The organism is Paenibacillus glucanolyticus (genome assembly GCF_037333485.1).
In the GTDB taxonomy this organism is placed as follows: Bacteria; Bacillota; Bacilli; order Paenibacillales; family Paenibacillaceae; genus Paenibacillus_AQ; species Paenibacillus_AQ glucanolyticus.
Map to the genome: position 1 here is coordinate 1,250,657 of NZ_CP147845.1, position 12,905 is coordinate 1,263,561.

13 protein-coding genes and 1 pseudogene are annotated in these 12,905 nt (G+C 41.0%); 6 read left to right on the forward strand and 8 right to left on the reverse strand.

All coding sequences use genetic code 11. From position 1 onward, the window contains the following. The first annotated feature begins 467 nt into the window (after positions 1-467). Positions 468-983: a DUF4275 family protein gene (locus WDY75_RS06010; RefSeq protein ID WP_063477675.1), complete on the forward strand. Its 516-nt coding sequence runs from the start codon at positions 468-470 to the stop codon at positions 981-983. Between the two features lie 126 nt (positions 984-1,109). On the opposite strand, the gene WDY75_RS06015 is transcribed toward WDY75_RS06010, so the two are convergent. Beyond that, a complete protein-coding gene (locus WDY75_RS06015) occupies positions 1,110-1,820 on the reverse strand; it encodes an aspartate/glutamate racemase family protein (protein WP_063477674.1) in 711 nt (236 codons plus the stop codon). 49 nt (positions 1,821-1,869) lie between these two features. Next, on the reverse strand, positions 1,870-2,073 hold the full coding sequence (locus tag WDY75_RS06020; protein ID WP_006212431.1) for a hypothetical protein: 204 nt from the start codon (positions 2,071-2,073) through the stop codon (positions 1,870-1,872). 263 nt (positions 2,074-2,336) lie between these two features. On the opposite strand from WDY75_RS06020, the gene WDY75_RS06025 reads away from it, so the two are divergent. From WDY75_RS06025 to WDY75_RS06045, 5 genes and pseudogenes are all read left to right on the forward strand, one after another. Continuing rightward, complete coding sequence (locus tag WDY75_RS06025) at positions 2,337-2,720, forward strand: hypothetical protein (protein ID WP_036640751.1); 384 nt, start codon at positions 2,337-2,339, stop codon at positions 2,718-2,720. Positions 2,721-2,740: 20 nt separating this feature from the next. After that, positions 2,741-3,586 (forward strand): annotated as a pseudogene (locus tag WDY75_RS06030) (DNA polymerase IV); the annotation flags it as partial. Between the two features lie 210 nt (positions 3,587-3,796). After that, positions 3,797-5,068: a DNA polymerase IV gene (locus WDY75_RS06035; RefSeq protein WP_006212427.1), complete on the forward strand. Its 1,272-nt coding sequence runs from the start codon at positions 3,797-3,799 to the stop codon at positions 5,066-5,068. Further along, a complete protein-coding gene (locus WDY75_RS06040) occupies positions 5,065-5,409 on the forward strand; it encodes a YolD-like family protein (RefSeq protein WP_006212426.1) in 345 nt (114 codons plus the stop codon). The genes WDY75_RS06035 and WDY75_RS06040 overlap by 4 nt, the downstream gene beginning before the upstream one ends. A 151-nt stretch (positions 5,410-5,560) precedes the next feature. Beyond that, entirely contained in the window at positions 5,561-6,082 is a 522-nt protein-coding gene (locus WDY75_RS06045; protein ID WP_063477318.1) for a hypothetical protein, read from the forward strand. A gap of 76 nt (positions 6,083-6,158) precedes the next feature. Here the strand turns inward: WDY75_RS06045 and WDY75_RS06050 are convergent, their stop codons facing one another. The 6 genes from WDY75_RS06050 to WDY75_RS06075 form a co-directional block, all read right to left on the reverse strand. Further along, positions 6,159-7,043: an IS3 family transposase gene (locus tag WDY75_RS06050; protein ID WP_210190097.1), complete on the reverse strand. Its 885-nt coding sequence runs from the start codon at positions 7,041-7,043 to the stop codon at positions 6,159-6,161. Continuing rightward, entirely contained in the window at positions 6,986-7,309 is a 324-nt protein-coding gene (locus WDY75_RS06055; protein ID WP_006210604.1) for a helix-turn-helix domain-containing protein, read from the reverse strand. Before WDY75_RS06055 ends, WDY75_RS06050 begins: the two co-directional genes overlap by 58 nt. Before the next feature lie 97 nt (positions 7,310-7,406). Next, positions 7,407-7,862 (reverse strand): DUF4367 domain-containing protein, encoded by a 456-nt coding sequence (locus WDY75_RS06060; protein WP_036642935.1) that lies wholly within the window; start codon positions 7,860-7,862, stop codon positions 7,407-7,409. A 313-nt stretch (positions 7,863-8,175) separates the two neighbouring features. Continuing rightward, positions 8,176-8,766: a hypothetical protein gene (locus WDY75_RS06065; protein WP_063477317.1), complete on the reverse strand. Its 591-nt coding sequence runs from the start codon at positions 8,764-8,766 to the stop codon at positions 8,176-8,178. Next, entirely contained in the window at positions 8,763-10,394 is a 1,632-nt protein-coding gene (locus tag WDY75_RS06070) for a tyrosine-type recombinase/integrase (protein ID WP_063477316.1), read from the reverse strand. Before WDY75_RS06070 ends, WDY75_RS06065 begins: the two co-directional genes overlap by 4 nt. Beyond that, positions 10,394-12,901 carry a helix-turn-helix domain-containing protein gene (locus WDY75_RS06075; protein WP_063477672.1) on the reverse strand — a complete coding sequence of 836 codons (2,508 nt, stop codon included), beginning with the start codon at positions 12,899-12,901 and terminating at the stop codon, positions 10,394-10,396. Before WDY75_RS06075 ends, WDY75_RS06070 begins: the two co-directional genes overlap by 1 nt. Positions 12,902-12,905 lie beyond the last annotated feature (4 nt).

Sequence of the window (12,905 nt, forward strand, 5' to 3'; positions counted from 1 at the left end):
AGAGGGGGAATATCAATTGACAACGCGCAAAAAGCTGAAGGGTAACGGGCTATGGGAACCAAGTTGGATGATGTTGCCAGAGCATAAGGAAACAATAATCCGCCGGCAGCTGAGAAGAGGGGAGGAAAAGATCGACCAACGTTGGATCCTCAAGAAATGGAGTTGATCTAACAAGCACTGGCATGAGAACTCCTTGAGTGCTAGTAGGGGTCAGATTATCAAAGCAACTATAGGCGTGGCGACATCACCACGACAAGCAAACAAAATCTTCGAACTTCTCTCGCTGCCTGAATAATCGACCGCACGGAATTCATCGAGAACGCTACCGGGTACTCCTATAGCTCTAGGAATCAAGGGAGAGTGCGAATTACCTCGGTCTATCTCTAGATTTTAATGTTCAAAGTTACTCCGTTTGCACTTCGGGTTATAATTATTAATGAAAATTAAGGATGGGAGGGTGGTGCTTTATGGATTCATCTAATTATAGGAACGAAATTAATCAGATGTTAGACAGCTTACCAGAAGAAGAATTGAGGAAAGTTTTCTGGTTTGTTAACGTTACCCTTGGAAAGCACTTATACAATAAAAATTTGCTGGATAAAGGTGTAGTTATATTAGAACTAATTGAGGAAGCAAAAGAAATTATAGATTTATGGGATAGGGCTTTTGCTAAAAACATTAGCGATGAAATCAAAAAAGAGATCCATTATCATCAATATAAGTGGCACATATTTAGCTACAAAAAGAAAGAGTGTTTAGAAGGAGAAGCAGCGAGGGATGCATTTGATATTCTTACTAAAAATGAATTATATGTTATGTATCAAAACTCCCCCGATATCGTATTTGAGTATAAAAAAGCTAAGGATGTAGTATCGGCCAATTTTGATTCTGAGCAAGATATCTATATATTCGACAAGAGTTTCAAATGGACTTACGTACATACCCATGAATCAATGTGTGGGCCATACTTTTATAAAAAATGAACTTGTATAGAAGTAGTGGCAGTAATGTTCGGTTGTGGTTATATGCAAAAAAAGTGATAGACCAAGTTTTGGTTATCCACTTTTTTATGAACGTTCTATTTCGCGTAACAAGGGCCTTTGCATTAATCAACTATGACGGAGGGTCTCTTTTAAAGCAAAGTCAACAGCACTTTTAGCATGGAGTGTTGCTGTATCATATACGGGTATATTGCAATCATCCTGTGAGATGAGCAGCGTTATTTCTGTACATCCCAGAATAATACCTTCTGCGCCTTGTTGTATAAGATGATTTATGATCTTTAAGTAGGTTTGCTTAGACTCTTCACTAATGATGCCAAGACAAAGCTCTTGATAGATTATGTCATGTATAACCAATCGATCGTCTTCATTTGGCACAATAACCTCGAGCTCAAACTTTTCTGTAAGTCTGCCCTTGTAAAAATCTTGTTCCATGGTAAATGCAGTACCCAATAACGCGACCTTCTTAATTCCATCTGTAACGATTCTCGTTGCTGTCGAATCTGCAATATGGATTAACGGAATCGATATCGATTCTTCAACTTCTTTTGCCATCTTATGCATGGTATTCGTACAGATGACAAGTAAATCCGCTCCAGCCGTTTCAAGTTTTTGTGCTATATCAATCATAATTCTCGCAGCCTCATCCCAGTTCCCTTGATGCTGCAAAGTCTTAATTTCTTGGAAATCCACCGAATACATGAGGCTTCTTGCAGAATGATGCTCGCCTAGACTTTCCTTTACATATTGATTAATGATTTGGTAGTAGAGCTGTGATGACTCCCAACTCATGCCGCCAATAAGACCTATAGTTTTCATCATAAACACCCCGTTTTATGTAGAAATTATCGGTGAAATAACTCTGCCGTTATTTTTTTTGCACTGTTGAATGATTGCTTTTTTCCTCTTTCGTTTTCAAATTCATATAGAGCAGTATGCTTCCAAAGAATGATATTTCAATTGCCCCCGTAATGATCCGCATGGGGCGTGTTTCTTTAAAATCAAATAAAATATGTCCCAGACAGTACAATGCCGAGAGAGCAATGATCCACCGAAGTATTACTTTTTTCACTAGCAGTCACTCCCTTACCTAGAAACAATAATACTACAAGTGAGGGGAAAAACCACCTTTTTCGGATGTTTGCAGATTTAGTTCAATATATTATATATTCATTCGTTTGGCTGTTGAAGTGAATGCCTGTAATGAATGGAATGGGAACAGCTTCCTGCTTTTCGCAGGAGCTGTTTTTGGTTTGGAGTAAATTTACATTGATAAAAGAACGAATGTTCGCATATAATACAAACGAATGTTCCCATTGCGAGGTGGATATAAATATGTTGAGCATTGGACTTAAGCCAGATGAAAGCAAGTTAGTAAAGGACTACACATTATTGCCTTTATTGCTTGATGTACTGGAAAATGATCGCAGTGTTCTTTGCCAATCTGATTTAAAGACATCCGAAGTGACCCGTGTTATGATCGACCGTTTACAGACTGCAGCCTTAGCCGATTTAACGGCAGCGCGAAGGAGCATGCGTGAGAATGACTTAAAAGTGTACCAGCATCGAAAGACCAATCTAGGCATTGAAGTTGAATTTGTGTGCAGAGGATACCACCATAAACTGTCCATGCTTTGGGGACTGATTGAAGCGGAAATTGAGCAGAGGTCCTATACCTATTTAGGGCTGAACATTGCAGACAAGGGGGGGCCGCATTGAAATCAAACAACCGGGTAATCATGCTGGCGGATTGCCAGTCCTTTTATGCTTCTGTTGAAAAAGCCGATCATCCAGAGTATAAAAATCGCCCCCTGGTAGTTGCTGGTGATCCGGAAAGGCGTTCCGGAATCGTGTTGGCTGCATGCCCACTTGCAAAGGAAAAAGGAATAACGACAGCCGAGAGGCTGGGCGAGGCGCTTGCCAAATGTCCAGACCTCGTTGTCATCAAACCACGTATGCAAAAGTATATAGACGTCTCGATGCAGATTACTGAGATATATAAAAGCTACACGGATTTAGTCGAGCCCTACAGCATTGATGAACAGTTTCTCGATGTCACGGGTTCCTTACACCTCTATGGAACGCCAGCGGAGCTGGCCCAGATCATTCAGCGGCACGTCATGGAGGCGACAGGTGTTCGTGCTCGGTTTGGAATTGCCGAAACCAAAATACTTGCCAAGACGGCATGTGATAACTTCGCGAAAAAGAATCCCTCGGGACTCTACATTTTGTCAAAGGATACGCTTGCAGATACCTTATGGAAACTGCCGGTGAGCAGCATGTTTATGGCCGGCAGCAAGATGACGCGCCATTTTAACGTAATGGGTTTGCCTACGATCGGCAGCGTTGCTCAGACTCCCCTCTCTAAGCTAAAACAAATGATGCGTCGTAAGTTTGGCAAAAACTCCGATATCTCCGCTGAAATGTATTGGCGCATCGCTAATGGAATCGACGATAGCCCCGTGCGTCCGGGAACGCACCAGGTAGACCCCAAGTCAGTCGGTCATATGATGACCTTGCCTCGTGATTATGCAAAGCTGGAGGAGATCAAGGTCGTGCTCCTTGGTATCTATATAAAAACATGTGTGCATAAAGGGTCTAATCTTTTAATTCTTTGGAGGAATAATATTTTTCAAGTTGTTTGATATAGAGCACAAATAAAAAATGAGCATAATTCTATCTATTTATGCTCATTTTTAGTCGAATGAAGGACGTGTTCTATTGACAAACATAGATGGTCGGAGTTTGATTCTATGACATACGCGTCCTTGGATTAAAAGAAGGAGGGATATGTGTTGAAATCATCTAAACGTGTGGTCATGCTCGTTGACTGCCAATCCTTTTATGCGAGTGTAGAAAAGGCCGAACATCCTGAGTACAAGGATCGGCCTTTGGTGGTTGCTGGGGATCCGGAACGTCGTTCAGGAATTGTGCTGGCAGCTTGCCCTATTGCCAAGTCAAAGGGGATTACTACCGCAGAGCGCCTTGGGGAGGCAGTGGCAAAATGCCCGGATCTTGTTGTTATTAAGCCGAGGATGCAACGATACATCGATGTGTCTATGCTGATCACGGACATTTACAAGAGCTACACAGATCTGGTCGAGCCGTACAGCATTGACGAACAATTTCTAGATGTGACCGGCTCGATGCATCTGTTTGCGGATACACCAAAAGAAATGGCCCGGATCATTCAGGCTCATGTACAAGCTGCGACAGGCGTTTATACTCGCTTCGGGATTGCCGAAACCAAAATCCTTGCAAAGACTGCATGTGACAATTACGCCAAAAAGAATCCATCCGGCATATATACCCTCACCAAAGAGATGCTGCCCGAGACGTTGTGGAAACGTCCCGTCAGCGACATGTTTATGGCCGGCAGTCGTATGACCCGACATTTCAATGCTATGGGACTCCTGAATATTGGAAGTGTAGCTCAGACACCTCTTGTAAAGCTGAAGCAGATGATGCGGCGGAAGTTTGGCAAGAACTCCGACATCCAGGCGGAAATGTATTGGCGCATCGCAAACGGAATCGACGATAGCCCAGTGCGATCAGGCACACACCAGGTTGCACCAAAGTCAGTAGGCCATATGATGACCCTCCCTTTTGATTATCGGGAGTTTGACCACATCTTAACTCCATTGCTCGAGCTAACAGAGTTGGTCTGTCAGCGCTGCCGGGCACTAGGGTTCATGGGGCATGTTGTGTCGGTGGGGTGTATGGGAGCTGACTTCGATCGGCCAACGGGATTTTCAAGACAAATGAAGATGGAGGATCCATCCAACATCACCAATCAGGTTTATCATTGGGCACGCCGATTGCTTGAAACTTATTGGGATGGCTTACCGATCCGGCGGATAGGCGTTAGTTTGACTCAGCTCACCCCCGACAATGAATATCAGTTATCGCTGTTTGATACTGACCGGGAGAGACAGATGGCACTTGAACGGACAACCGACGCATTAAAACTCAAATACGGTAATGCAATTGTAATCCGAGCAGTCTCAAAAACAGCAGCGGGCCAAGCGCTCGATCGATCAGCTAAGATAGGAGGACACTATAAATGACAATACGCAAAAAGCTGGAGGGTAATGGGCTGTGGGAGTCTAGTCGCATGATGCTTCCTGAACATAAAGAAACAATCATTCGCCGGCAATTAGAAGAGGGCAGGGAGGCTCGGCCCACGCTTGATCCCCAAGAAATGGAGTTAATCGAGAAGGCGTTGGCCGAATCTTTTCATGAGCACCGCACTGTTACAGTAAGGATGTTTGTTGAGTATGAAGAAAGGGAGTTAACCGGTATTGTCGTACTAATCCATACGTTCAGACGAGAGATCAAACTGTCTATCTCTGAGGGTGAATGGAATTGGATAAAAGTAGATGATATTACTTCTGCAAGCACATTTTGAAAAAGGAACGCTTATCGGCATATAGCTGATAGCGTTTCTTTTTATATTGATTTAAAGATTCCAAAAAAAATTAGGATTCTGCTAACTTATTAATCTATTTAGCGTTTATATATATGAAGGTCTAAAAATTGGGAAAAGAGGTTGATTAATCATGAAAAGTAAATTTAAAATTTCTTTGGTATCATGTATTATTTTATCTGCAATGTTAACTGGTTCTGCTTTTGCTGATCCAACAATCTCTTCCGAAGATGCCTCTCTAAGCCAATCCTCTACTGGGAGCAACGTTAGCGAGGAAAGTAATTCAGGCGGAGATTTTGAAACGCAAGTTTTTCAAGAATATGGACCTTTCGGTGGCCTATACCAATATAGCGGTGCTATACATGGAGCTTTAGTAAAACCTAACTCTAACCATAGTATGGAGATCAGAAACCTTAGAGTTTATGGTGTTAATTCAGGAAACCCAGCATATTTCACTCTGCGTGTAGCTGATGTAGATGGAAATACAATATATTCAAAAACCTACATGACAGACCAAGACCTCAGAAATAAACCGCCGATTTTGGTACCGGTTGTTAGCTATAAGAATTATCAAGTTATTATAGAATCACACACTAACAACCTTATGCAGGGGGGCTTCTATCTCGGCGTCGACGGGAACGTGTCACAGTTTTAAAAAAATACTCAGTATATTAAAAAAGAACTGCAACCCGTGTGGTCAAGACCCCATTTTGTGGACATTGGAAAAACACCTAAGCTGCAAACTGGCGTCGGTACTCTACCGGCGTCAGTTTGTTTAATTTCCGCTGCGGTCGTCTCTGGTTGTAAAATCGTATGTATTTTTCAATTCGGTTTTGTGCCTCTGCCAGATTTCGGATATTATAAGGGTAGAGCCCTTCCGTTTTGAGATGCGAGAAGAAGCTCTCCATGGAGGCATTGTCTAGGCAATTGCCCCGACGAGACATGCTGATTTGGGCGCTAACCTTTGGCAGCATGTCATGGTAAGCATGAGACGTGTACTGGAACCCTTGGTCGCTGTGAACGACCAATCCGGTCACGTCTTTTTGCTTGGCAAACGCTTTGGCGAACGTCTTTAGTACCAGTTCGTTGTCGTTGCGTTCGCTAAGCTGGTAGGCCACAATCTCGTTGTTGAATAAATCTTTGACTGCCGAAAGATACAGCCAGCGCTCACCTACCCGGTATTGCGTCACATCTGTTACCCATTTCTGGTTCGGTTTTTCTGCTGTGAAATTTCGCTTCAACAGATTCTCCGCCACGCGTTCCCCCGCATGGTACGCCGTGTTAAAACGGCGTTTGCGGCGAATGTTGGATTGAAGTCCGAGCTTTTGCATCAGACGCAATACTTTCTTGTGGTTCATCCATATGCCCTCATCCTGCCACAAGAACAACTGGATTTGGCGGTAGCCGTATTTCCCTTCGTAGCGCGCATACACCCGACGAATGAGCAATGCAGCTTCCTTGTCCCGGTCCATATGTTTGCGCTTCAGATAGGCGTAGTAGCCGCTACGAGAGACCTTGAAGAGTTTGCAAAGGCTGCTGACGGGGTAGCTAGAGGCAGCTATCTCAATGACTTTATATTTCTGTTTTTCACCTCCTGCATCCAGATTTCCAAGCACTTTTTTAGCATTTCGTTTTCCCGCTTGAGCTTTTGAACATACCGATCTTGGTCGATGTATGCTTCCCGTCGACCTCGCTGATCCACCAGTCCAAACTCGCCCTGTTCCCGAAACTTCCGCATCCATTTCTTCATCCGCTGAGGATCATTAATCCCCAAGTGTTCATTAATCTTTCGGTAAGTCCATCCCTCGATAACATGCAGACGAACCGCCTCTTTCTTGATCTCTTCCGAATACGTTTTATACTTTTGTCCCTTAATTGCCATACAAAAATGCACCCCCTAGAATTTCATCGGATAAACCAGGGGTTTATTCCAATGTCCATTCTAAGGGGTGCACTTCAGTGAGGCTGCAGTTCTTTTTTTATTCTTTAACTTGCTTTGTTATGGTTTCTGCAATTGTAATCATTTCATCTACGTTTAGTGTGAAGCTACTCATTTCAAAATAAACATCGCCCTTAACCCATCTAAGAACCCATCCGCGTTGTTTGCTTTTCCAGGGGTAAAAAGAATAGGTAGTATTATTGATTACCGTTTGTTCTGACTGAGCTACAGGGACCATTGATCTTCGATTTTCTTCAAATATGGTCATAATTAAATCATTATCATCAGAGTCAAAATAAGCTAATAAAATGCTGTTTTCAAATTTTTTTGTTTCAAGTCTCCAACTCTTAGGCACTTCAGGATGTATTGGTTTTTTTATTCTTAATGGTGCATCATAGCCATAACCAACCTCAGGCTTCTTATCGTGAACAGGTTCAGCATGGACAACAGGATGAACTGTGAAAGCAAGCAAAATACAAATCAAAAGCTTCTTCATAATACCTCCGAAAAAGTTAAGTTTATCTTTAGTATTACAATTAAAGCTTTTTTTATGTGGAGGGATTTTAAGTATCACTATACTTTGGCAAGTAATTGTCGGCATTCTCTAACCGTAATAGCCTTTTGTTTTCAGAGAGATGGATTTGGAATTAGAACGCAGCACTTTACCACTCTTTTTATTCACAACAAATTATTTTAGTTCATCTTTGTCCGAGCTATATGAGAGTTCCTTAAAGCTTAGTTGTTCAGCTAAGGATTAATCCGATTTTTTTACTCAAATCGAGACGCAAGCCTAGCGCATCTTCCCACCATCAATTATCAAATAGCTCTGGATACATTTTTACAATATCAGCATTTAAGGCACGATCTTCTGATTTTTTATTTTTAGTGATGGATATGATTTTTTCTAGTGCCTCTTCATCCTGGAAGGTTTTATAAGTACTTTTAACAGCAACTTCAAGGTACTGTTGTCTGAGTAATTTAATTTCGTTCTCAAGCATTTTAATCTGCTTTTCCTTTATAGACAAGTTAGCGGCTAAGTCTTGATTTTGCTTGAGGATTGTATCTGACTCCTTCGCTTTTTGATGCAAAGCATTTAGCATCTGATTGAAATGAGATAACGCGCTAATCAAGCCTGATTTATTATTCCAGTATGTTTCGACAAGTTCCACAACATTAGGTAAGGGAAGTGAAGTTTCAGTTTCTGTATTTTCCAGCTGCATGGGCTCGTTAATCATTGCGATTTGTTCGGACATTCTTCTTTTCCATACAAAGCGGTTTACCCCAGTCTCTCTTTCCAAAATAGAAGGGTTAATCTTCTTCCCAGGATTTTTTGATATATATTTTAACAAGATGTCTTTTAATTGCTTATCCGTATATTTTTGTGGCGCACCTTTTTTCATAATTCGTCCTCCAGCAAATAAGAATCGACCATCGCCTTTTGATCCATCAATCTTCGCAGTTCATTACTCGCTGAGGATAGCCTTTCTTGACTAGTATGCTGATATGTCAACGTAGCACAATCGTAATTTGTGGATTTTGTGACATATCGTATGAGTTCCAATTGTTCCTTTAATCTGCTTTCAAGAGCATCAGAACAATCTTTCAACCAGGCTAATCCCTTTTGTTTGTCTTCTGGTGAGAAAAAATAAAATTCACAAAACCGGCAATCCCCAACCTGACAGCGAGATGGGTGATCCGTACAAAAGCCATGTTCCACTTTGTGCGTCTCTTGGAAATCACTTATTTGATAAATTCTACTTTTAGCAATTATGCCCTGAGTCGCAACATCCCAATTTGATCTCCATAAGTTCACACGTTTCATTCGAAGCATCTGCGCCGCGTGATGGACAAAAGATTGAGCGAAGTGATCCAAATGTTTATGATAATGTAATTGGGTTTCTAATTGACTATGTCCACCCATGCGAGCAATAGTTAACATATTAAACCCTTGCAACATCATATTGCAGAAGGCAAAATGTCTGGTATCGCCAGGCTTTATTCTTTCCAAGTCGCCATACTTCGCAGTAACGATTTCATCATAAAATCGATCAATCATATTAATAAATTGGGAAGCTCCTATCTTTTCTCGCGTTATTTCCTTTGATTTTAATTTAACGTACTTTCGATAAGCTTTATACGATATCAAGTAGGAAGATTCAGTTGCATAAGCTAATGTAAGTCGTTTATAGTCCTCAATTAATTCGAACACTTCCCGATTCACTTGGATAGTATCCGTGACCGCTAGCTTTCCTGGACGGCTGGATAAATTCTTTCTTCGAGGTACAATCATCCAATATCTATCCTCATCATCCTTCATTGTGCAGTCCCTGCTTAAAGAGTAAAATTCGACGGGGCGCATGGGAATAATCCGAGTAATCCTCCACCATAAAAAAATCGGATAATATTGCAATTTTTCTTCGTCTGAAGTACATGTTATAAAATAGTCATCCAAAGCAACATCGAAAAGCAAGATATCATGAAAATTAGGTAATTCACGTACATTGGAGACTTTCGCATTATAATTAGCACATAAGTCGCAATACAACTCAGTATGAGGATGATTATAAAAAATCAGAAACTCCTTTATACTGGTAGCCATGGCAAACTGTTTATGGTCTCCGAAATGATTTAACGTATCTTCTAAATGTTTGAGATGGTCTAATCGAAAACCTCGGGTAATTCGTATAGCCTCTTTTATTTGTCCTATATTTTGGCGAACGGTTTGCGTAGTAATGCCGTTATACATTTTTTGGACAGAATAGCATTTCAAAGCTTGATTGATTTCACCATAGATTTCACAATCAAACTGAAAAAGAAAATTACTGGATTCCCCTTTAGCCGACCACAAGAAGTCTTCAAAATCGCCTGTTACAATAAGCCCTTTGCGTTCCAATTCTCTGAACATATCCTTGTAATCGTGAAGTTCTTCTAAACTAAAGGTGACAGACTCAATACTTTCTAAAATTTGTCTATCGCTTAATTCCTCTAGGGTTCTTCTTCTGTGTAATGCAGCGTGGAATTTAGCCATTAAACTTCCTCACTAATTAAATTTTGAATAGCAATCATCTTTTCCTTTAAATTGTTAAGATCGATAAAAGTCTGAACATAGGTTTTGCCGAATTGCTGTATCGCCTGACTTAAAAGATCTAGAATTTGAAACAAAAACTTGCGGTCCCTGACCCGAACGGCAGGATACTTGGTATTTTTAATCGATACGATCAATCGATCAAGTTCATGATGAATAGAAATTAGAATATATATCTTCGGTATTGCGTTCTCACAATGTAAGCAAGTCGTTGCCGTTGGTGAAGTGCAACTTGGGAAGGTCAAGCATTGAACATGCTGCAGTTTGGCTGGCATCTCACCTTTATAGATTTTATGCAACAAAGTCATCAGCTCTGTTTCAGTAAGATTCGATAGTTGCAAAGCCAATGAATGTTTACTTTGTTGCTGGCGTACTAAGAATTGGCCAAGTTGTTCCAATTGATAAGGAGAAAGTTCTTTTCGAAACTGTTCGATCAGTGCGGTACTTTGCTCTACCTCTAACTGAGGCGCGTTTGGCATAGATAGACGAATGAGATGATGGTACAGCCATCCAAAGTGCCCTCGGTTAAACAAGTTTAAACTTACCCGTTCAATTGAACCATCTTTGTTTACTGCTTGAATATAGGTTGCAGTCGAGTTTTTATCGGTATGCCCCCTCATTCGTTGAGACAGTTCGTACGCGATATCCGCACTTCCTTTCCCCTCTACGACACTATAAAAGAAATAGGTCAAGAGAGTTCTATTCATTTTTCGACTTTGGAAATCAACAAGATCCGGCCGCTTATCGAAAAATAATCGGATATACGTTTCTTTTTCAAAGTGGACGAATCTTCTTTGGCCCAGTCTGAGTAGTTGTTGATCTCCTTGCATTCTACGATGGATTTCTGTGATCACAAGAACGGTAGCCGTGGGAACAATCATGTCCTGATTAACGAGGAAATGCCCCAGGGCACCAGTTTTGCTAATATACATTCGTTCTACCCGTTTATACAGATGGTTGATGACAGCTTGCGCTTGCTCCTTTGACAGTTTCGTTTCCCTTAGTTGATCAAAAGTCTGTAAATTGCAGACCTCCAGCTCAATATTCGGCAGCTTAATAATGTCTGATGGTCTCCACGCATCAATGACATGCATTAAGACATATAACCATGTTACAGCGTAATCCCTACTTTGGATGGCCTGCTCAATGTGAAGGTCGACATCCCTAACATAACTGTAATAAGCTAAAAATTGTTCCGGACTGTACATCTCTCTTTCTTCTATAGGAAGGGAAGTGATAGCATAACTTTTCGAGAATGAACATAGCCCTTTACCTGTGCAATATTCCAAAAAATAAATGAAAGTGCTTTTATCCCGAATTCCCATTCCAGGATTTCGAAAGATAGTTTCTAATTGTTCTGCATTCATCAAGAATACTTCAGTCTTTAGTAGACGGAATAAACGCTTTAATGTGCTGATATACTCCAGAGCCTTATTGTGGATTGTTTTGCTGTTACCGTGGCTGCTATTAATTTTTAAGATAACAAATTCACGATAGAGATCTACTGTTTTTTGCAACGTATCAGGCACTTCCAGTTCAGCCAACCTGTATTCAAATAAATCAATTGGTCCCGATAGTTCCGCTAATTCTTGTTTTCTATTTCTTTCCTTTTCAATATGTTTAATGGACTCATCAGAAGGTACCATCCACTCATTGTTATGTTTTATACCTCCAGGAATTACTCCCTCCCGAATCAACTCTGACACCCATTTTTTACTAACACCCAAACTTGCGGCAATATCAGTAGGAGGTACATAATCACTTAAAAAAGATTGCGATTCCTTAAACTGATTTATGGACTCAATAGGAATAATCCATCCCGCGTGATGATAGGGAATTTTTTGTTTTTTTGCACCCGTGAATGCACCTTCATTAGCTAATGAGCTAATATTTGCTTTACTCAGTGATAATACTTGTGCAGCTTGATCCGCGGAAAGATATCCTTCAGGTGGTGAAATCGATAATAAATATTCGTCCACACATTCTATTCGAATGTAACGAACACCATTGATGACTTCGACACCCGATAAAATGTTTCTTAATACTAATTTTCTGATCCATGATTCACTTACGGATAAATATTCAGCTGCTTCCGGGAAGGAGAGGAATCCTTCGGGAGAAGAGGACGACTGAATATATTCCTGCACAGACATGGAAGGCACTATCCAAGAACCTCTATGTTTCTTTGCCCCAGCAAATGTTCCTCTCTTAATAAGTCTGCCAACCCAAAGCTCGGAAAGATTAAGTCGTTCAGCAATCTCGGCAATAGTCAAATATTCATCGGGCATGTTTAATAATGCCTTGTAATCCTCCACAGACTTCAGAGGGATTTGCCACGAACCCAATACTTTTATTGCTCCTGTAAACGCGCCGTTTTTCACCAAGCGTAGTAGGCTTCTATAGCCTATTCCTAATTTTTCTGCAGTTTCAGCAGGACTTAAATAAGACATGTTT

Coding starts and splice junctions, on each gene's coding strand:
- WDY75_RS06045 (WP_063477318.1), top strand. CDS start 5,561: ATGAAAAGTAAATTTAAAATTTCTTTGGTATCATGTATTATTTTATCT.
- WDY75_RS06065 (WP_063477317.1), bottom strand. CDS start 8,766: ATGAAAAAAGGTGCGCCACAAAAATATACGGATAAGCAATTAAAAGAC.
- WDY75_RS06075 (WP_063477672.1), bottom strand. CDS start 12,901: ATGTCTTATTTAAGTCCTGCTGAAACTGCAGAAAAATTAGGAATAGGC.
- WDY75_RS06025 (WP_036640751.1), top strand. CDS start 2,337: ATGTTGAGCATTGGACTTAAGCCAGATGAAAGCAAGTTAGTAAAGGAC.
- WDY75_RS06040 (WP_006212426.1), top strand. CDS start 5,065: ATGACAATACGCAAAAAGCTGGAGGGTAATGGGCTGTGGGAGTCTAGT.
- WDY75_RS06060 (WP_036642935.1), bottom strand. CDS start 7,862: ATGAAGAAGCTTTTGATTTGTATTTTGCTTGCTTTCACAGTTCATCCT.
- WDY75_RS06010 (WP_063477675.1), top strand. CDS start 468: ATGGATTCATCTAATTATAGGAACGAAATTAATCAGATGTTAGACAGC.
- WDY75_RS06015 (WP_063477674.1), bottom strand. CDS start 1,820: ATGAAAACTATAGGTCTTATTGGCGGCATGAGTTGGGAGTCATCACAG.
- WDY75_RS06070 (WP_063477316.1), bottom strand. CDS start 10,394: ATGGCTAAATTCCACGCTGCATTACACAGAAGAAGAACCCTAGAGGAA.
- WDY75_RS06055 (WP_006210604.1), bottom strand. CDS start 7,309: ATGGCAATTAAGGGACAAAAGTATAAAACGTATTCGGAAGAGATCAAG.